Annotated in this window: 17 protein-coding genes and 1 pseudogene; 6 read left to right on the top strand and 12 right to left on the bottom strand. The window is 60.9% G+C overall.

The window, feature by feature from the left end; genetic code table 11:
- Window positions 1–21: 21 nt before the first annotated feature.
- The 3 genes from KDL09_RS22780 to KDL09_RS22770 form a co-directional block, all read right to left on the bottom strand.
- The gene (locus KDL09_RS22780) at window positions 22–2,229 is read right to left on the bottom strand and encodes an efflux RND transporter periplasmic adaptor subunit (protein WP_294390368.1); all 2,208 of its coding nucleotides are present in this window, start codon (window positions 2,227–2,229) and stop codon (window positions 22–24) included.
- 21 nt (window positions 2,230–2,250) lie between these two features.
- Complete coding sequence (locus KDL09_RS22775) at window positions 2,251–3,408, bottom strand: TolC family protein (protein WP_294390365.1); 1,158 nt, start codon at window positions 3,406–3,408, stop codon at window positions 2,251–2,253.
- Between the two features lie 241 nt (window positions 3,409–3,649).
- Window positions 3,650–3,928 carry a hypothetical protein gene (locus KDL09_RS22770; protein ID WP_294390363.1) on the bottom strand — a complete coding sequence of 93 codons (279 nt, stop codon included), beginning with the start codon at window positions 3,926–3,928 and terminating at the stop codon, window positions 3,650–3,652.
- Window positions 3,929–4,156: 228 nt separating this feature from the next.
- Between KDL09_RS22770 and KDL09_RS22765 the strand changes: the two genes are divergently transcribed.
- The 4 genes from KDL09_RS22765 to KDL09_RS22750 all read left to right on the top strand — a co-directional run bounded on the left by KDL09_RS22765 (window position 4,157) and on the right by KDL09_RS22750 (window position 5,991).
- Window positions 4,157–4,480, top strand: coding sequence for a hypothetical protein (locus KDL09_RS22765; RefSeq protein ID WP_294390361.1), 324 nt, complete (start codon window positions 4,157–4,159; stop codon window positions 4,478–4,480).
- Window positions 4,477–4,971, top strand: a complete 495-nt coding sequence (locus KDL09_RS22760) for a hypothetical protein (RefSeq protein ID WP_294390358.1) — start codon at window positions 4,477–4,479, stop codon at window positions 4,969–4,971. The genes KDL09_RS22765 and KDL09_RS22760 overlap by 4 nt, the downstream gene beginning before the upstream one ends.
- Before the next feature lie 10 nt (window positions 4,972–4,981).
- Complete coding sequence (locus KDL09_RS22755) at window positions 4,982–5,554, top strand: sigma-70 family RNA polymerase sigma factor (protein ID WP_294390357.1); 573 nt, start codon at window positions 4,982–4,984, stop codon at window positions 5,552–5,554.
- Window positions 5,555–5,667: 113 nt separating this feature from the next.
- Window positions 5,668–5,991: a hypothetical protein gene (locus KDL09_RS22750; RefSeq protein WP_294390354.1), complete on the top strand. Its 324-nt coding sequence runs from the start codon at window positions 5,668–5,670 to the stop codon at window positions 5,989–5,991.
- A 46-nt stretch (window positions 5,992–6,037) separates the two neighbouring features.
- Here KDL09_RS22750 and KDL09_RS22745 read toward each other — a convergent pair whose 3' ends face one another.
- Genes KDL09_RS22745 through KDL09_RS22725 form a run of 5 tightly spaced genes read right to left on the bottom strand, consistent with a single transcriptional unit; the run spans window position 6,038 to window position 13,174 of the window.
- Window positions 6,038–9,118, bottom strand: a complete 3,081-nt coding sequence (locus KDL09_RS22745) for an efflux RND transporter permease subunit (RefSeq protein ID WP_294390352.1) — start codon at window positions 9,116–9,118, stop codon at window positions 6,038–6,040.
- Between the two features lie 4 nt (window positions 9,119–9,122).
- Entirely contained in the window at window positions 9,123–10,094 is a 972-nt protein-coding gene (locus KDL09_RS22740; protein WP_294390348.1) for a hypothetical protein, read from the bottom strand.
- 13 nt (window positions 10,095–10,107) lie between these two features.
- Window positions 10,108–11,418, bottom strand: coding sequence for a TolC family protein (locus KDL09_RS22735; RefSeq protein WP_294390346.1), 1,311 nt, complete (start codon window positions 11,416–11,418; stop codon window positions 10,108–10,110).
- A 14-nt stretch (window positions 11,419–11,432) separates the two neighbouring features.
- Window positions 11,433–12,503 (bottom strand): HAMP domain-containing sensor histidine kinase, encoded by a 1,071-nt coding sequence (locus tag KDL09_RS22730; protein WP_294390343.1) that lies wholly within the window; start codon window positions 12,501–12,503, stop codon window positions 11,433–11,435.
- Complete coding sequence (locus tag KDL09_RS22725; protein ID WP_294390340.1) at window positions 12,500–13,174, bottom strand: response regulator transcription factor; 675 nt, start codon at window positions 13,172–13,174, stop codon at window positions 12,500–12,502. The genes KDL09_RS22730 and KDL09_RS22725 overlap by 4 nt, the downstream gene beginning before the upstream one ends.
- A 236-nt stretch (window positions 13,175–13,410) precedes the next feature.
- Here KDL09_RS22725 and KDL09_RS22720 point away from each other — a divergent pair, with 236 nt between their 5' ends.
- Entirely contained in the window at window positions 13,411–15,321 is a 1,911-nt protein-coding gene (locus KDL09_RS22720; RefSeq protein WP_294390338.1) for an alkaline phosphatase family protein, read from the top strand.
- 2 nt (window positions 15,322–15,323) lie between these two features.
- On the opposite strand, the gene KDL09_RS22715 is transcribed toward KDL09_RS22720, so the two are convergent.
- On the bottom strand, window positions 15,324–16,907 hold the full coding sequence (locus tag KDL09_RS22715) for a D-aminoacylase (RefSeq protein WP_294390335.1): 1,584 nt from the start codon (window positions 16,905–16,907) through the stop codon (window positions 15,324–15,326).
- Window positions 16,908–16,968: 61 nt separating this feature from the next.
- On the opposite strand from KDL09_RS22715, the gene KDL09_RS22710 reads away from it, so the two are divergent.
- Complete coding sequence (locus tag KDL09_RS22710) at window positions 16,969–17,892, top strand: D-alanine--D-alanine ligase (protein ID WP_294390331.1); 924 nt, start codon at window positions 16,969–16,971, stop codon at window positions 17,890–17,892.
- A 5-nt stretch (window positions 17,893–17,897) separates the two neighbouring features.
- Here KDL09_RS22710 and rarD read toward each other — a convergent pair whose 3' ends face one another.
- The 3 genes and pseudogenes from rarD to KDL09_RS25180 all read right to left on the bottom strand — a co-directional run.
- Window positions 17,898–18,788, bottom strand: a complete 891-nt coding sequence (rarD, locus tag KDL09_RS22705; RefSeq protein WP_294390328.1) for an EamA family transporter RarD — start codon at window positions 18,786–18,788, stop codon at window positions 17,898–17,900.
- Window positions 18,785–19,951, bottom strand: coding sequence for an MFS transporter (locus tag KDL09_RS22700; protein WP_294390325.1), 1,167 nt, complete (start codon window positions 19,949–19,951; stop codon window positions 18,785–18,787). The genes rarD and KDL09_RS22700 overlap by 4 nt, the downstream gene beginning before the upstream one ends.
- Before the next feature lie 118 nt (window positions 19,952–20,069).
- Window positions 20,070–20,194, bottom strand: a pseudogene (locus KDL09_RS25180) (type I glyceraldehyde-3-phosphate dehydrogenase); the annotation flags it as partial.

The raw sequence follows: 20,194 nt of genomic DNA, 5'->3' as shown, positions 1-20,194 counted from the left end.
AGAGGAGTCGGCGTCCCGCGATCAGGGTTTGGGATGAACATGCTCTGTCGGTGTCGTTGCCGGAGCGGTATCAGGTGGTGAGAGTGTTTGGCGGAGTTCGCCGCACGTGATCATCACCTTGCCCATGTAGGGATTGACGATGTCACGCGTTCCCTGCGCCCAGTCGGCGCCGCGCCCAAGCCCCATGGGACAGTGCATCACAAACACGCCACCGACCAGGTCATGCCCATCCTGGCGGACTGCATCGCTGATGGCTGCGGACAACGGCTCAAAGGTTGCACGACGTGCCTTGATGTCCGCCGCCTTGATCACCGCATTCGCGAGAGGCTTGAACTTTGCATACGGCGGCATGGCCTCCGCAGCCTTTTCGATCTCCGCAGCGGCCTGTTTCGCGCCGGCGCCATCGTCATGAGCGAGCGCAATTTGCAGCGGAAAGTACGCCTCCAGCAGGCGGCGCAGCATCGCAATGCGCTGCGGGTCGGCAGGCTGGGTGTTTTCGGTGCGCATTTCCACCCCGAGGCCCAGATGGCGATGGAGTTGTTCCAACCGCCCGTCGATCACGTTCCAGGCACGCTGCTGCTCCTTCTTCGTGTCGGCCTTGGCAAGCTGCTGAAGATCGTTGATCAGACTGCGGCTGAGCTCCTTCCACACCGCTCCCACATCCAGATCGACGACCGAAAGATCGAACGCCTCGATCTGCTGCACGATGGGTCCGGCTTCGGGGTCGCTTTCATTTCGGAGGCGCTGAATCGCGCGCAGCACCGGAGGCCATTGCGCGGCCAAGACGGTGTCCGGCTTCACCGCCGACATCTGAGGCAGGCCATCGGGATTCATCATGCTGGGACGCGCCTGGAGCTGCAGTTCGCTGTCGAGCTTGAATGCGCCGCGCGAGAGCACCACATCCCCCTGTGCCAAACCGGATTCGACGACGTATTGATCGCCGGCCCGTGCGCCGAGAAGAACTTCACGTCCTTCAAAGCTGAGGATGTCCTCCTTGGGAAGCTTCACGTAAACAATGGCGCGTTCCCCCGTGCGCAGCACGGCGGACGCCGGCACCAGCAGCGGAAGTTTGCCCGCCTTGCCGGGGCTGATGAAACCCAGATCCTCGGCACGCTCGAGCTTCATGCCGCAGATGTCGCACACGCCCGGCCCGTCTTTGATGATCTCCGGATGCATGGGACTGACCCATTTCCCCTGCAGATCATTGGTGACCGCGCGACCGCTGGCATCGATCTCGGAATGAATGAGGCCGGATACGAACATGCCGGGCTTCAACAGCCCCTCCTCGTTCTTCACATTCACACGCACGCTCACCACGCGCCGTTTGCGATCAAGCACAGGATCAATGAAGGCCACGCGTCCGTGAAATTCGCGTCCGGGAATGGCTTCGCTGGTGAACGTGGCCTCCTGGGCAAAACGCAGCCAGGGCAGATCACTCTCATAGGCCTCAAGATTCACCCAAACCATGTCGAGATCGGCGATGGTGTAGAGCTTCTGGCCCACGGTGACGTAATCGCCTTCGCGGGCGATTTTCTCGACCACGATTCCGTCTTGCGGGGCAGACAGCACCACATGATCGGACGGCGCCTCGGCCGCTGCCATGGCATCGATGCGTTCCGCTGGAATGCCGAGCAGGCGCAGCTTCTCGCGCACCGCGTCATAGAGCAGACGCTGCGTGCCACCATTTGTCGAACCGAGCTGGCGACGCGCCTGGATGAGATCCTGCTGCGCCACGAACAGGTCGGGACTGTAGATTTCCGCGAGGTGATTTCCTTTGCGCACGCGCGTGCCGGTAAAATCGACAAACATGCGATCCAGACGCCCGCCCACCCATGCCGTGATGCTTTGCACGCGCCTCTCATCATACGACACGGTGCCAAACAGCCGCAGTTCGCGCACGGCCGCCGCACGAATCACCGGAGTGACACGGAAATCGAGCATCGCCGCAGTTTCGGGCATCACGCTGATCTCACGTAGGCCTCCTGCCGTCTTCGTCGAGGCGGGAATCAGGTTCATCTTGCAGATCGGGCATTTCCCCGGACCCGGCTGCCGAATTTGCGGATGCATCGCGCAGGTCCACACAGTGCTGGCCGCAGCTTCCATCTTTTGATGATCATGCGTCTCCGCAGGTCCTTTGGCGATGCGCCAGCCGATGAGAAACATCAGGACACCCACGATCAGCATGAGGACGAATCCCGGGCGAAGTAAGACTTGAGCGAGCTTGTTCATGATGCGTGAGCGTTGCGTGATTCAATTCGCGTTCGACGTGACAGGGATGCCCGCGGCCTGCCACCAGGCGGCGACGGCCTTGCCGAGCATCGCCTGATTCATCGACTGCTGAACCTCGTATCCCAACCAGCGCCGCCAGCGCTCGATGAGATCGACAAAGGGAAGCTTGCCGGAGGAGTAACCGGCCAGACTGACTTCAAAGGCCTGCTTCGCATCAGCCAGGATGCGATCATCAAACAGTTCGATCAGCCGTTTCTGCGTCTCCACACGCGTGCGCGTTTCGGACAACTGATAGGAGAGCTCATCGCGTGTGGCGGAGATTCCAGCCTCGCTCTCGCGCTGGCCAGCGCGGGCTTCTTCCTCAGCGGCTTTCCGCGGCGCCTGCCACAGAGGAATGTTCACGCCCAGCGTGGCGTAGAGCTGGTCCTGTCCATTGTGCACAGGCGACAGGCCGGAATTCGAAACGGCACCATGCTGCAGTCCCACGGTGAGATCGGGAAAACGTTCGAGACGGGCGAGCTTCAGTTGCGCGTTAAACTGCCGCAATTTCGCCGCGGCCTGCGCCATGGCAGGATGATCGTCCAGCGGCGGCTCGGCAGGCAGCCGTCCGATGCTTGACTGCCAGCGCGCTGCCGGAAGCGCCGCGGTCTGAGGACGATGCATCAACGTGTTCAAACGCGCTTTCGCCACGGTCGCATCCCGCTTGGCGAGGATGATCTGCTCATCGAGCTTCGCGGCCTCCGTGGTGACCTGCAGCAGATCGGCCTGATTGGCCTGGTTCGTGATCAACCGTGCTTCCACGGCCGTCTGCACGGATCCGATCAGATTGCGGCTGGAGGTCAGCACGCGTGCGGTTTGCTCTGCGAGATATAGGTCCCAATACGTGCTGCGCACCATGGAGGCGATGCCCAACGCCTTGGCATCACGCATGGCGCGCGCAGCCGTCACTTCCTCCTCCGCCATGCGTGCTTTCGCCCCCAGTTTGCCCGGCAGCGGCAGCTTCTGCTGAAGACCGCTCATGGCCGTCACACGTCCTGCCGCCGTCTGCGCCATGTTGCCCAGCGAGACCATCGCCATGGGATCGGGAAGCGCCTTCGCCTGAGGCACCTTGGCCTCCATCCTCGCCACACGCGCCTCGGCGGCGGCCATTTCCGGATTGTTGGCAAGTGCCACACTCACGAACTCCTCCAATCCCGCTCCAGAAGCCAGATTGCGCGGGGCGCCTCTCGAGGAAACTGTCAAACGATCCTCTCTCCTTGAGACTGATGTTGATGTTGATGTTTTGCTGGAGACACAGCTCACCGCCCCCAAGAGAAACGCGAAGGACGAGACCGCAGGAATGAGGAACCGGATCATGATCAGGAAGGCGTGAGATTGGTGGAAGAAACGCGGCAGGCTACATCCTGCCAGATGCCTCAGGCTACTTCTTCGCAACGGCGTCTTTCACCATCTTCACATACTTGGCGGGCTCTTTGTTGAAGTCCTTGAGGCAGGACTTGCAGCAAAGATACACGTCCGTGCCTTCGTGAGTGACTTTGACGGGCTTGCCCATCTCGCCGAGCGACTCGCCTGAGATCACACACTTCTGGAGCGGATAGGTGGCAGGCACACCTTCAGGAGCTTTTTCGTCGGCGGCATGGATGAAACTGGTGCCGATGGCGGCAACCGCGAAGAGGACGATAAACTGGATGCGTTTCATGATGAGGAATAGTGGGTGAAGGTTTGAGGAGCAGGAAATCGCCAGGGGTGGCGAGCCATGCAGTCAATGTGTCAAACACCGCCGTCACTCCAAACCCTCAAAAAAACCGCCGATGAACAATCGACAGCAGGATGTGCACTTATTTTGCAAGGGTTTCGACGCAGGCCGGTGTTCTCATTGGTGGACCCATGCTGTCCGTGTATGCTTTACCCCTCATCCATTGATCCCATGAACGACGATCAACTGCACCGCCTCCTGCGCGACTCACCCGCCCGAATCACTCTGCCCGGCTCCTTCACACGCGAAGTCTGGGCACGCATTGAGGCCGAAGAGAACCCATCGGTTCTCGCGGCTCTCTCGCAGGCGTGGACCGCCTTGCTTGGGGCGCTGTCACGACCCGCGCCGGCCTTCGCCACCATCGCCGTTTGCATGCTCTTGGGTGGCGGATTTGGATGGATGACACATCAGGGTTCTCCTGATGCCCGGGGTGAACTGGCCTATGCCGAGTCGATCAATCCGCTCCTGCGCACGGGTCGGGAGGTGTCGCGATGAAACGTGGCCTGCTGATCCTCATCGCCGCCATCCTACTGGGAATCGGCATGTTTTACGGATCGCGGACCATGCTGCCATCCTGCGGCTGCGAAGACACATCCAATGTTCCGACGGAAAACGGCAGCCTGCTGCCCGAACTCGAATGGCTGAGGCATTCACTCGCGCTCACCGACGCCCAGTTTGAGAAAGTGAAGGCCCTGCACTTGGCTTATCAGCCCAGATGCGAGGAGCTGTGCGCGCGCGTGCATCGGTCCAACCAGGCCCTGCTGAAATCCTCGTCAGACAGCCGCAAAGTGGAGGGCGATGTGCAGAAACACCTGCGTGAACGGGCGGATCTCACCATGGAATGCCAGCAGGCGATGCTGAAGCATGTTTATGAAACTGCGGCCTGCATGGACGAGAAACAGGCAGCCAAATATCTGAAGCTCGTGCTGCCCAATGCCTTCGGTCTCGACCCTTCGCGGGCAGACGGTGTTCATTCCCACAACTGACCCGACTTCCATGCCTGACTCGTCGTCCAATGCCGACATCGCCGCCATGCAGCGTCTCGCCGCGGGTGATGATCTGGCACTGAACGATCTAATGCAGCGCTGGAAGGACAAGGTCGCCGCATTTCTCCTGCGCATGACCGGCAACTCTGCCACCGCCCTTGACCTCGCGCAGGAAACCTTTGTGAAGCTGTATCAAAGCCGCGCCCGTTATCGCCCAACCGCCGCGTTTCCGAGCTATCTCTTCAGCATTGCCTCCAATCTCGCACGCAACCACGCCCGCTGGAGGCTGCGCCATCCCACCGTCTCCATGGATGATGAGGAAGGTCATGTGCCTGAGGCCGTGGAGTCCCACCCCGGACCCGACCAACTGCTCGAGCAGCACGAACAAATGCAGCGCGTCGAAAAGGCGCTCGCAGCACTCCCCGCAGATCTGCGCGAGGCCATGCTGCTCTTCACCTATGAGGACATGAGCTATGCCGAAATCGCCGCTGCAGTGGGCTGCACCTCGAAAGCGGTCGAGACGCGCATCTATCGCGCCCGCCAGCTCTTGCGTGCATCGCTCGACAGTTCGCAGGCAGAGTAAGCGTCCATTGCGATCCGCAGGGCACGGATTGTTCTCCCCAGGGGTTTGATGAGGAGGTGGTGTTGATCGCTGTGGAGCCACCGCTCCATCCAAAAACAAACACAACCATCATCATGAAAACATCCATCCTCAAAACGATCACGGCGAGATTCCTCGCCATCGGCGCTCTCGCTCTCGTCTCCTGCCAGGGGCCGGCTTCCGTCCCCACAAGCGCCGCAACCTGCAGCAAATGCCATACCATCTGGTTCAAGGCTCCCGTCACGGGGGGAGTCGGAGCGGCCGGCGAAAAGGGCGGCATTGTCGCCCTGCGCTCCGCCAGCACCATGAGCTGCCCTGACTGCAAAAACAAAGTGGTCGAAATGCTCAAGGGCGGCAACATCACCCACCATACCTGCTCCTCCTGCGGCGGCGCTTTGCACCATTGCACACAACACTAATCCCCTGCGAAAATCCGTTGGTGGCGTCTGAAATTCAGGCGCCACCTCACCCTAGCCCTCCTTTGTTTGGACCGATGTTCTGACGCCCAAACCGCGCATACAACGCCGGCAGCAGGAACAAATTCAACGCGGTGCTGGTCACGAGGCCGCCGAGGATGACGAGAGCGAGCGGGCGTTCGATTTCGTTGCCTGGGACGTCGCCTTTGAGCACAAGAGGCAGCAGCGCGAGCGCAGCGGTGGCGGCGGTCATGAGGATCGGAATGAGACGTTCCTCGCTGCCCTGCAGCACAAGCGGCAGGCCGAAGGCGTGACCTTCCTCTGTTTCCAAATGACGGTAATGACTGACGAGCAGAATGCCATTGCGCGCGGCGATGCCGAGCACGGTGACAAATCCGACGAGCGAACCGAGCGACAGCACGCCACCGCTGAACCACGCCGCCATGACACCGCCAATGAGCGCGAAGGGCAGCGTGAGCGCGATGAGCGTGACGAGACGGGGTGATTGGAAATCGGCGAGCAGCAGCGCCAGAATGCCGATGAGCGACGCGAGCCCCAGCCAGCCGAGCCGACTCTGCGCCGACTGACGCTCGGCCCATTCGCCGAGGATTTCGGGATGATAGCCTGCCGCGAATTTTACCTTGGCGATGCGTTCTTCGACGTCGCGTGCGACATCTCCCAGTGTGCGACCTGATACGTTGCAGGTCACGTCGATGCGGCGCGAGGCGCCTTCGCGTTTAATCGCGTTCGGCGTCGGCACGACGGCGAGATCGGCCACATCCTCGAGGCGCACATGACCACCGGAAGGTGTTTCGATGAGAAGCTCGCGCAGTTTTGTGTAATCCGCACGCACGGCGGGAATGCTCCAGACGGTGACGTCGTGCACACGCTGATCCTGGAAGACCTCGCCGACCTTGCGTCCGCTGATCAGCGTGGTCACAGCCTGCCGCACCTGACCCGCGGTGAGTCCATGCAGCGCGGCGGATTCGGGACGCAGTTTCACCGTGATCTGCGGCACGAGCACCATCGACTCGACCTTCAACGCGCTCACGCCGGGCACATCCTTGAGCACGGCACCGACTTCAGCGGCACGGTCGCGCAATTCATCGAGATCCGGGCCAAAGATGCGCACCACGATGCTCGCGCTGGCGCCGGTGAGCACCTCCTTGATGCGCTCACGCAAAAAGGTGAGCAAATCGCGGGTAAGTCCGGGATAACCGTCCACCACGGCCTGCACCTTATTGATCGTCTCGTCATAAGGCACGTCTGGATCGATGCTGATCCACAACTCGGTGAAATCGGGACCGACCACTTCATCCGCGACCTCCGCGCGGCCGATATGCGAGCCCTGATTGCGCACGCCGGGCACGGCCATGAGATCATGCGCCGCCGCTTTCGTGATGCGCTTGCTCGCCTCCACGCTTGTGTTCGGCTTTTCGAGCCAGTGCATCAGGAAATCACGCTCCTTGAAGCTGGGAAGAAACTCTTCCTTCAATTGCGTGTGCCAGACCCAGCCCGTGCCCGCAAAGGCGATGAGCAGGAACAACACGGCCGCCCACGGTCTGCGTGCGAACAACGGAAGGATGGAGCGATACACCGCCATCACACCACGCGAGACCAACGCATCGCGATGAGCGCCTTGTTTGGGTTTGAGCAGCAGCAGGCACAGTGCCGGAGTCACTGTGAGTGCGACGGCGAGCGAAGCGGAAATGGCGAGAATGTAAGACAGCGCGAGCGGGCGGAAGAACGTGCCTGCAAGCCCCGGCAGGAAGAACACGGGCACAAACACGAGCACGATGATGACGCTGGCATAGACGACCGCGCTGCGCACCTCCAGCGAGGCTTCGAGCACGACCTTGAGCCGCGGTTTGTCCGGATGCTGGCGCAGACGACGCAGGATATTTTCCACATCGATGATCGCATCATCCACGACTTCCCCGAGCGCGATGATGAGTCCGGCAAGGATCATCGTGTTGATCGTTTCGCCACGCCAGCGCAGCAGGATGAGCGCAATGGCAAGAGACAGCGGGATGGCCGTGATGCTGATGATCGTCGTGCGCCAGTCGCCGAGGAACAGCGCGAGCACGATGACGACCAGCAGACAGCCGAGCCACAGCGCCTCGCTGAGATGATCGATGGAAAGCTGGATGAACGTCGCCGGACGAAAGATGGTGCTGTCCACGTTCACGCCGGGCAGCGCGGGTTTCAGTTCTTCGAGCACTTTTTCGACACCAAGCGTGACATCGAGCGTGTTGCCCCAAGGCTGCTTTTCCACGATGAGCAAAATGCCGTCACCGTCGTTGATGACCGCGTCGCCAATCGGCGGCGGATGACCGATCTTCACTTCGGCGACATCGCCCAGACGAATCGGCGCGCCGTTGCGAAATTCGACCACCGTGCGTGCGAGATCCTCCGGCGTGGTGATCATCGACAACTGTGAAACGCTCAGACGCTGGTTCGGCGTGTCGATGAAACCGCCAGCGCTGATCACTGCGGCATCACCTGCGGCCTTCGTGATCGCGTCAAGCGTCGTACCGGCGGCACGAAGGCGCTGCGGATCGACGAGCACCTGAAACTGCCTGTCGCGCTGGCCCCAGATGGCCACATTCGCCACACCGGGCACGGACATGAGCCGCGGGCGCATCGTCCAGAAGGCGAGTTCGCTCATCTCCATCTGCGAAAGCGTCTCTGACGTCAGTCCCACTTTCAAAACACGGCTTAGAGAAGAATAAGGAGCCATGAGCACCGGCGGCTTCACTACAGAGGGCAAACGGTTCTGTGCGAGGTTCAGCCTCTCCTGCACGAGTTGTCGCGCTTTGAGAATGTCCGTGCCGGTATCGAAGATCATCACCACGGACGACAGTCCCAGCACGGACTTCGAGCGCAGGGTTTTAAGAAACGGCAGGCCATTGAGCGAATTCTCAAGCGGGACGGTGACGAGTGAATCCACTTCTTCGGTGGAAAGGCCCGGCGCCTCGGTTTGAACTTCAACCAGAGGAGGAGCAAACTCCGGAAACACGTCGAGAGGCGCATCGCGCGTGGCATTGACGCCGACAAAAAGCAACGCCAACGCCGCCGCGACGACGAGCACGCGCATGTTCAGCGCCCAGGTGACTATGGCTTGAAGCATGGAGTTATTTTCCCGTCATGAATTCCGTGCCGAACAGTTCGGCGCTGCCGTCGGTGACCACCTTGGTTCCGACCGGCGGCCCACTGGAAAGAACGGCCTCGCCACCAGCGACGCGCGCGACCTGGATGCGCTTGCGAGTGTAGGTGTGCTCGCCGGTCTGCGCATAAACCCACTGTCCGCCATGGATGTCACTGAGAACCGCGCTGAACGGAATGACGAGTGACTCCGTCTTGTTTTCGAGCGTGGGAATCTCGACGGCCACGCGTTCTCCAGCGCGAAGCGAGGTTTCAGCAGGCAGCGCATAGTACCAGTCCACCGTGTTGGTAAGAGCGTTGGCCGTCGGTGGACCAGCGACAGGCTTGGCGCTCTGTCCAGCGTTTGCAGAACCAAGCGGTTTGACGACGGCCGCTGATTTGGCGTCGAGGAGCGCAGACTCCCCGCTGTAGATCGCCACACGGATCCATTCACGCTTCGCGCCACCTTGTCCCACTGCGGCCCCCAGCAGGTCACGCTGTGCTTTGGCCGTGGTCATGGCCGCCTCCGCGAGAGCGAGGGCCGTCTTCGCTTCATCAACCGAGCGCGCGCTGCCGGCTTCTGCGCTGAGCATCTTTTCAGCGCGGTCGACGGCGATCTTCGCCGCGTCGATCTGCACTTGCGCCTGCAGGATGCGTCCGTCGGCGGCGGCTTGAAGATCCGCGAGACGTAGCACCTCGTCCAAGGTGCCCCCAAGCACAGGTGCGACCGGCTTGCCTTCTGCTGCCAGTGGCGTGACGACTTCCCCAGAAAACAATCGCACTTCAGGGAGGCTGCGCCTCTCAACGGCGACGACTTTGAGGCGGAGATTCTGTTCGGCCTCTGGTTTGAGCGTCAAGACCACCAGGTCCCCCTCCTTGGTGACTGTGGCAGGTGCGGAACCGCCGGAGTCGGCGGCGCGCAATGCCATGGCGGCGAGGGCGAGGATGAGGAGATGCTTCATAAAAGGTGGCGGGTTATCGCAACGTGGCCTGCATGGCGTCTTCGAGGGCGCCGGCAGCACTTTGGGCTTCGATGTTGGCGGCCATGAGCGCCACGTTCGCGTTACTGGCCTCGATCTGACGGCGGGTTAGTTCTAGAGCGGAGACCTGCCCAGCGTCGACCATGCGTTTTGTCGTGTCTGACGCAGCCCGGGCCTCCTGCGCGAGGAGTGCGGCAGTGGATGCTTTGGCTCTCGATGCTCGATAAGCAGCAAGCGCGATGTCGAGCTCGCCCTGAATCGTGTTTTGCTGCGCGAGGAAACGTTTCTCCGCCGTCACACGTCGGGCCTCGGCTTGAGCGATGGGGCCGCGATTGCCATTTACAGGCAGGTCGAGGCTCACGCCAAGTTGCCAACGGTTCTGCCCCTGATTGTAGTCGAACCCAGGACCAATCCTCAGGTCCGGATACTGTTTCGCGATCTCAAGTTTCAGGGCCGATTCGGCAGCTGCGTAGTCTGCCAGCAGCGACAGCAGATCCGCACGCTGGGTCAGTGCGTGACGACGGGTGGAACTCTCGCTGACATCTGGCAGGCGCTGCAAAGACGAAAAGTCGAGCGACACCGACCGGATCGCGCTCAACGGCACACCCACCGCTGCCGCCAGCTTTGCCTCACCCGTTGCGGCCAGACGCTGCGCGTCCTGCAATGCCAGGCGGGCACGATTGAGCATCAGACGCGCTTGCGTGAGTTCGAACGGTGAGACATCTCCGGCCTCCATCTGCGCGGTCAGCTTTTTGATCGCCTCATCGTGCAGCTTCTGTTCCGTTTCGAGCAGGCGGATGTTCTCACGCGCGCCATGCAACTCCAGCATGGCCGCACGAACACGAGAGCGGGCCGCCCAAGCGCGTGAAGAAACGCGCCAGCGCGCTGCTTCGGCGGCAGCGATGGCCTGTTGCGTGCGCTTGCTGCGTTTGCCTGCGGTTTCGATTGGGATGAAGACATTGCCGGCGATGAACCACGGCGTGTAAGGACTGACACGATTGCCGGCGAACTGAGGCCCGAAGGTGAACACCGGATTCGGGCGCATCTCCGCCGTTTTGATCGCCGCAGACATCTCATCCGCCTCCGCCCGCGCGAGAGCCACGTCCGGATGATAGTAGGCTGCTACGAGAGAAAGACGGTCCACATTCCATGCGCCACGGGATGCCTTCTGCTCTTCCAAAAACTTCCTCACACCGGGGGAATCCAAGCGGCGCTGCGCAAAATCGGCAGCCGACTCTTCCGGTGAAATCGGCTTCGACCGATAAGCTGTGCATGCGGCGAGCAGCACGAGGGACAACATTGGCATGACACAGGAGGGGTTCATTCGGCAATCTTTGGGAAGCAGACGGTGACGCAGTTTAGACCTTCAGGCGATACTTGGAGCGTGATGAGGCCTTGGTGAGCCTGAACGATCGTCTGGGCGATACTGAGGCCAAGGCCGCTGCCTTCGATGTCCCCACCGTGGGCTTCATCACCTCTGAAGAAGCGCTCGAAAACACGGGCACGCAGGTTTTCGGGCAGGACCGGTCCTGTGTTGCAGATCTCCAGGCAGATCCGCCCTTGCACGGGTTTTAGCGAGAGAGTGATGGTACCGCGTGGCACATTGTACTTCACTGCATTGTCAGCGAGGTTGAGCAGGAGCTGTCGGAGTCGCATGCGGTCGCCGCGAACGATGGCGGGCTGGCACTCCGTGAGAGTCACGGTGATTTCATTCGGCGCGGAGAGGTGGTTGAGATCCTCCATCAGGTCCCGCACCAGATCGTCCATGGCCACCCGATCATGAGAAAAGGAAAGCAGTCCGGCGTCTGCTTTTGCGAGGAAGGCCAGCTGACCGACGATGCCGGCGAGGCGCTGCACCTCCTCCAGCATCGAAGAGATGCGTTCCTTTTGTGCTTCCGGAACCGCTGAGTCCCCGAGCATCTGCTCGAGGGTGCCATGAAGAATCGTCAGCGGTGTCTTCAGCTCATGAGATGCATGCAGCGTGAACTCGCGTGCCTGGGTGAAGGACGCGCCGAGACGTTCTTTCATGCTGTTGAACACGATCGTCATGCGGTCGATTTCATCGCCGCTGCCGCTGCGAGGCACTGGACGCGAGAGATTCGAAATGTCCGTGTTTTCCAGTTCCAAGGTCAGCCTGCCGATGGGTTCCAAGGCACGACGAAGGAGCAATCCACCCACAAAGATGCCCACCACCAATGCGGGCACTCCACCGGCAGTGACAATCTCCAAAGTCTCCACGAAGGGGCTTTCGCGCTCCACCGCCGCCACCCCACCCTGGCGCACGATCTCCCGCTGCTCCTCGAATTCGAACCAGCTCCAGAACGCAACGATGACCAAGGACACGCACTGCGTGACAATGTAGAGGGTCATGATGCGGCGGCGCAGACTCATGGCTGAAGGCGAAGGGCATAGCCCAGACCGCGGACGGTCTGGATCAACGGTGTGGAATGCCCACGGTCAATCTTTTCCCGCAGACGCCGGACATAGACGTCCACCAGATTTGAGCCAGGATCAAAGTCATACTCCCAGACGGCCTCGATGATATCGCGGCGGCTCACCACGCGCCCTTCGGCGCGCATCAGGCACTCCAGCAGCAGGCTTTCCCGAGAGGACAGCTCGATGCGTTTGCCCCCGCGCCGAGTCTCCCGGGTGGTGAGGTCATAGGCGAGGTCATTCAGCGTCAGCACCGCAGGACGAAGACCTGCGTTCCGCCTCAGCAGGGAGCGCAGCCGAGCCACCAGTTCTGACATGGCAAAAGGTTTTGCGAGGTAGTCATCGGCTCCGGCATTCAGGCCTTCCACACGCTGCTCCACCTCCCCGCGGGCGGAGAGCATGATGACGGGGGTCGTGCACCCCTCCTTGCGCATGGCGCCGACGAGGCTGAGACCGTCACGTTTCGGAAGCATGATGTCGGTCACCATGGCATCGTAGGAATCTGTGAGCGCCTCGCGCAGGCCCCGTTCTCCGTCCGTGGCATGTGTCACCACAAAGCCTTCCTGCGATAGCGCATGGGTGAGCAGAGCCGCGGTCTTTTGGTCATCCTCGACGATCAGAACTTTCATGAATGCGCTGTTTGAACCCGGACTCCAACGAAGGCGAATGAAGAAGCTGTCATCATCGCCGGCGGCACGTCCGGAAAGATGACAGCTTTTTCATGATGATGACAGTCTTGTCATTCGGCAAGCCCCCAATGGGAAACATGGTCTCGGGAATGTCCTCCCAAGCCTCTCCCGCACAGAACAGCCGCGGCCTGCTCCAACGTTTGGCGCCTCGATCCCCTCTATCCCGCGGTGCGGTGATGTTGGCCACTCTCTTTCTGATCCTGGCGTTGTTCACCCGGCTGGCGCTGTTGTTTCAGGCGAGGAACGATGTGGCCTGGGACTTGTCTTTGCTGGGTTCATTCGGATTCGGGCTCTGGTATGACCTTCTGGCCGCGTGCTACGCTCTCGTGCCTTGGTTTTTGCTCACGCTGCTCCTGCCGGTCATGCTCTGGCGCAGCAAGGCCGCGCCATGGATCGTGGCGGTACTCACCGGCCTTTACGCCGTGGCGCTGATCTTCATCGGCGTGGCGGAGTGGTTCTTCTGGGACGAGTTTCAAGTGCGGTTCAACTTCATCGCGGTGGACTACCTCATCTTCACCCAGGAGGTGATCGACAACATCCAGCAGTCTTATCCGATGCCGCTGATCTTCACCGGACTGGGGCTGGCGGGAGCCGGCGTGGCTTGGGGGGCTTGGAGGCTGGGCGCGGTGCAATGGGTTTGTGCCGGAGATGCGGCATGGACCCGCCGTCTCGTCCCTGTCCTCGGCATCACCGTCGTAGTGATCGGCATCTCGAATGTTTTCTCCCAGTCGCAGCTCCCACGCTTCAACGATGAGTTCAACCGTGAACTGGCCAAGGACGGCCCGTACGCCTTCTGCGCGGCGTTTTGGGAAAGCGAGATCGACTATGAGCGCTTCTACCTGAAACAGAACACGGACAAGGCGCTCGCACGTGCGAAAGAGTTGCTCACACTTTCCGACACACCGCCCGCCAGCACTGATCCACACGACCTGCGCCGTTTCATCAAGCACGAAGGGCCTGAAAAGCGGCACAACATCGTGTTTGTCTCCGTGGAGAGCCTCAGCGCGGCCTTCATGAGCCATTTCAAGGTGAACTTCAAAATGAGGTCCTATCTCACGCCCAATCTCGACCGCCTCGCGGATGAGGGCATCCTTTTCACCAATCTGTATGCCACCGGCACGCGCACCGTGCGCGGCCTCGAGGCGCTGACGCTTTGCGTGCCGCCCACTCCAGGCCAGTCGATCGTGTGGCGGCCGAAAAACACGAATCTCTTCACTTCGGGATCGCTCTGCCGCCGACGTGGCTACGACGTGAGCTATGTTTACGGAGGCGACGCCATGTTTGACAACATGCGCAACTACTTCTCCCGCAACAACTACCGAGTCATCGATCGCGGCTCCAAGCCCGAGAGCGAGATCACCTTTCAAAACGCCTGGGGGGTGGCTGATGAAGATCTTTTCCGCTGGGCCACGCAGGAGGCGGACTCAAGCCACGCGGCAAACAAGCCTTTCTTCATGCATGTGATGACGGTCTCCAACCACCGCCCCTTCACCTTCCCGGAGAACCGAATCGACATGCCACAGGGCTCGCGCGATGCCGCGGTCAAATACACTGACTGGTGCATCGGTGATTTCTTGGAGAAGGCGAAAACAAAGCCCTGGTTCGCCAACACGATCTTTGTCATCGTCGCCGATCATTGCCATGGCAGTGCGGGCCGCATGGAACTGGACGTGACGAAGTATCACATTCCTGCCATCGTTTGGAATCCCCAGCTCATTCAGCCGCGCGTCTATGACCGCCTTTGCAGCCAGATCGACATCGTCCCCACGCTGTTTGGCATGATGAACTGGAGCTACACCACGCGCTCCTTTGGCCAGGATGTGTTCTCCCCAGGCTACACCACCGAAGAGGAGCGCATTTACGTCTCGAACTACCAAAAGATCGCATACATAACCCAGGGAGAGCTGGCCATCCTGAAGCCCAAACAGGAGTTTACGACGGGCAAAGTCGATCTCAAGGCAGGAACGATCACTCCCGATAAATCCGAGCTCTCCAAACATCAGCTCGACGACACGATCTCTCTTTATCAGTCTGCTTCCTGGCTTTTCCGCAACGGCCATCTCGGCGCGGAAACGGCCATGCCGTAAGGCTACTGTGACATGCGCAGCGGGCCGCCGCTGCGCACCTCGGTGAGCGTCCCGTCACGAATGACCACGCCGCCGTTTACGATCACATCGCTGAATCCCTCGGCGTAATGATGCGGGTCATTGAAAGTCGCGGGGTCCGTGACTTTGGCTGGATCAAAGATGACGATGTCGGCATGCGCTCCGGCTTTGAGCATCCCGCGCTCCTTGAGATGAAAAGTGTGTGCAGGCAATGATGTCATGCGGCGCACGGCTTCCTGAAGCGTCAGCAGTTTCAACTCACGCACGTAGCGGCCCAGCACGCGGGCATTGTTGCCGTAGCTGCGTGGATGTGGCACGTCCTCCCCGAGGCGACGCGGCCCGCCGTCGCTGGCGGTCATCGTGAAGGGACTGCGCATGAAGACCTGCAAATCATCCTCGTTCATCCCGTGGAAGACGGCGCTTGCACCACCACGCGCTTCGATGTCGAGGATGAGTTCGATCTGATCCTCCAGGGTGTCCGAACCGCGCCGCATTTTTGCAGCTTCAGGAACCGTCTTTCCATTGAGCGACGGATCGGCCTTGCAGCGGGCGATCACCGCATAGCTGTAGTCCTTACGGCCCTGCCGTTCGCGCATCTCAGCCATTTTGGCGATGATCTCCGCCTTCCGTCCTGCATCGGCGATGCGCGCGAGATAGTCCGCATGTTCGCCTTCGAGAGCACTGTCGGGCAGAGTTTGTCGCAAGCCGGTGCTGGAGGCAGTGTAGGCGTATTGATCGTGCGTGATCTTCAAACCCTCCCCGCGCGCCTTGTCGAGCACAGCGAGCACCTTGTCGGCTCCTCCCCATGCCGTGGGTCCTGAAAGCTTGATGTGGGAGACCTCGGCGCGAACTCCGGCCTCGCGGGCGATGCGAATGATCTCATCCAGCGCTTCAAAAATCCGGGTGGTCTCGTAGCGCATGTGACTGACGTAGATGCCGTCGTGTGCGGCGGCGACCTTTGCGAGTTCGATGAGTTCTTCCGTTTTGGCGAAGGAACCTGGGACATAAATCAACCCGGTGCTCAGTCCGACCGCACCGTCCTTCATCGCTTGATCGACGATTTCCTCCATCACCGCGAGCTGTTCGGCGTTCGGCGCCCGGATGAAGCTCCCGCCCATGCCCTGCTCACGCACGGAGCCATGACCGATCAGCGTGGCCACATTGACGGCAACCTTCGACTCCACGATCTCCTCGAAGAATTTCGCCACATCCGTGCGCGAATGGCCGCAGTTGCCGGTAATGATCGTCGTCACGCCCATTCGCAGAAAATTCTCTGCTGTAGGAATGCGGCAGATGTCCTCCGAGTGAGTGTGCACGTCGATGAAACCTGGCGCAGCGACCTTGCCGCCAGCGTCGATGGTTGCATCCGCCGTGCCCGGGACTGTTCCGACCGCGACAATCCTTCCATCCTTCACAGCGATGCTGCCGCGAACCAGCGGTGCGCCGCTGCCATCGGCAATCTGCGCGTTGGTGATCAAAAGATCGAAATCAGCCGGCAGGGCGGTTCCGGCGAAAAGGAGGACGAACAACAAACGCAGTTTCATGATGCCGGAAAAGACGTGGCGCATGGCATGGACATTGCCAGGATTCCTTTGCCAATCCGCCGTCCTCATTCCATATCTCCGCACCATGCTCGACCTCACGAACAAGAAAATCGCCCTCCTCATGGGCGGCCCCGGCTCCGAACGTAAAGTCTCCCTCAAAACGGCCGAAAGCGTGGCCGAGGCACTGCGCAGCAAGGGCGCGAATGTGATCGAGATCGACGTCAGCGGACCGGATTTCGACGTTCCGGCGGACACCTTCATCGCCATGAACCTGATCCATGGCACCTTCGGCGAGGACGGACAGATTCAGGCCATCCTGGAACAACGGGGGATCCGCTACACCGGCGCGGGCGTGGAGAGCAGCCGTGTGGCCTTTGACAAGGTGCTGAGCAAGGAGCGCTTCATCGCCGCCGGCGTACCGACACCGCGTTCGCAGAACTACCTCACGGATGGCAGCCAGCCGCTGGAGATCAGGCTTCCGCTCGTCGTCAAGCCACCGCGCGAAGGATCAAGCGTGGGGGTGCACATCTGCCATCAGCAGGCCGAGTTCGATGCCGCCATCGAAGACGCGAAGAAATTTGGCAAAGACACACTGATCGAAGATTACGTGGCCGGAAAAGAGCTGACGGTGGGCATTCTCGGCGATCAGGTGTTTCCGATCATCCACATCGAGCCGGCCGAAGGCTTCTACGACATCAACAACAAGTATCCGTGGATGAGCGGCACCGGCAAAACGCTCTACCATTGCCCGGCAGAGCTGAGCCCCGAAGTCACCAAGGCCGTACAGGATGCGGCGCTGAAGGCCTTCCGCTCCTGTGGCACGGAAGTCTATGGTCGTGTCGACGTGATGCTGCGCGACAGCGATCAGGCGCCCTTCGTACTTGAGATCAATACCATCCCAGGCATGACCAGCAGCAGCCTGCTGCCGAAGGCGGCCAAAGCCGTGGGCATCGAGTTTCCGGACCTCTGCGCGCGGATCATTGAACTGTCGCTCGAAGCGAGACCCTGAGGTTTTCAGCTCTTCGCCGGCTGGCGTAGCCAGAGATCGCTGCAGAACAGCAGCACTCCCGTCCAGATGAGTCCGAAGGACACGAGCGAGGCGGCGCTGATGGTTTCGTGGTAAATGAACGCTCCCACCAAGAACTGACCGGTGGGCGCGAGGAACTGCAGCACGCCGAGCAGGGCGAAGGGAAGCTGCCGCGCTCCGTGCGCGAAGCCGAGCAGCGGGATCGTGGTGATGACACCTAGACCGGCGATGAGCAGCACGTCGTGGATGGATGCGGTGCCCCAGATCGTGGCTCCGCCTTGCTGGCTCCAGATCAAATACAACGCTGCCACGGGTACGCCGACAACCGTTTCGACGGCGAGACCCGGCAACGATCCGAGCGGCGAACGACGTCGTGCGAGTCCATAGAGAGCAAACGAGCCCGCCAGCAGCAGACCGATCCACGGGAAGCGTCCGACGAGCACCAGTTGCGTCATCACTCCGCAGGCGGCGGAGGCGATGCTGAGCTTTTGCAGTCTCGACAAACGTTCGCCAAACAAGCGGCTGCCAATGAGCACGTTGAGCAGCGGATTGATGAAGTAGCCGAGACTGCAATCGAGGATGCGCCCGTGCTGCGCGGCCCAGACGAAGACGCCCCAGTTGATGGCGAGCAGAAACGCCGACCACGCATGCGTTTTGAGCACGATCATGTCTCGCAATGACATCATGAACCCGCGCCATTCCCTGCGCAGCGCGAGCAGTGGTAGCACGGCAACAGCCGTCCAAACGACGCGCTGCGCCAGCGCCACGTCGCTGCCGAGGTGGCCGAGCTGTTTCCAGTAAACCGGCAGCACGCCCCACAGGCCAAACGCGAGCACGGCACTGAGCACGGCATTCAAAGGTGGCTTGGGATCGCTCATGAAACGCGTGCCTTGCGGCTGTAAAGGATGAGCAGCGCAGCCAGAACACCGAGACCGGCGTTCAGCGTCCACAACGCCGTGGAGTGATAATCGTAGAGCGACATGCCGAGCGCCGAACTCGCCGTGCTGCCGGCGCACCACGCAAAGCCAAGGAAGCCGACGTAGCGTCCGCGCATGTCTTCAGGAGAAAGGCTCGCAGCATACGCCTGCTGACGCGAAAATGCGGACATCTCGCCGATGGTGAAGACGATCATCATCAAGACAAAGGCCGTGAGCGACCCGCTGGCAAGAAAGATGAGGAAGCTTCCGCCCATGAGGATATAGCCAATCGCCAGCACCTGCTTCACCGGCCACATCCGCAGTCCCGACGCCAGCGGGACTTCAAAGAGACAGATCATCGCGCCGTTCATCGCCAGTACCAGACCGCAAAGATGCAGTTCTAGCCCGTTGCGCTCGAAGTGCAGCGGGAAGGTCGTGTTCGTCTGCCGGAAGATCCACGCCACGCACAGGCAGGCACCGAATAGCGCGAGGAAGGGCTTGTTCACGCGAATCGACTGCCATGCATGACTCCAGCCCGCGTGCTCCCTCGCCGTGCGGCGTCCGCGCGGCAGAAACAGCCACGCGATGATGCCAAAGATGGCCGAGGTGGCCGCATCGACGGCGAAGAGCCAGAAGAACGAGTGTTCAGCGAGGAACCCCGCCGTCGCCGGGCCCAGCGACCACGCGAGGTTGATCGCGAAGCGTTGCACCGCGTAAGCGGTAACGCGTTGCTCCGGCGGCACGATGTCCTGCACGAGCGCGACGCTGGCGGGATGCCCGGAATCCGTGATCGCTCCGGTGATGAAGGCCAGTATAGCCAGCGCCCGCCAGTCCACGGCCTGCGACATGGCGAGCATGCACACCGCACCCGAAAGGGCGGCCAGGGCCATGGTGACGTTTCGGCCGAGACGGTCGGCCATCCAGCCGCCGATCGCGGAGGCGACGAAACCGCCAAGCGAATAGGCCGCCACGGCCAGTCCGGCCTGCGCCGGCGTGTTGCCGTTCCGCGTGATGAACAACGCCAGAAACGGCACGACGAAGACGCCGAACCGGTTGACGAAGGTGGCTCCTACGAGAACCCAGAAGGGCCGGGGCAGGAGCTGAATTTGTGAAAACAGGGACATGGTTGGAAACAGAAAAGGAGGGTCATGGGAAGTGGGGAGATGAGCAGGTACACAAAACGGGCCGGCTCGTGTGAGCCGGCCCGTCGAAGGCTTTCAAGGTTGCTGTGTTCGTTTCAGATTACAGGCCTTTGCTCACAATGTATTTCACGAGATCGACGACTCGGTTGGAGTAACCCCACTCGTTGTCGTACCAGCTCACGAGCTTGAAGAACTTGCTGTTCAGCTCGATGCCGGAACCGGCGT

This window comes from Prosthecobacter sp. (assembly GCF_020439865.1).
Classification (GTDB): domain Bacteria; phylum Verrucomicrobiota; class Verrucomicrobiia; order Verrucomicrobiales; family Verrucomicrobiaceae; genus Prosthecobacter.
The sequence above is the reverse complement of the archived record's forward strand: the minus strand, read 5'-3'. Positions and strand labels throughout refer to the sequence as shown.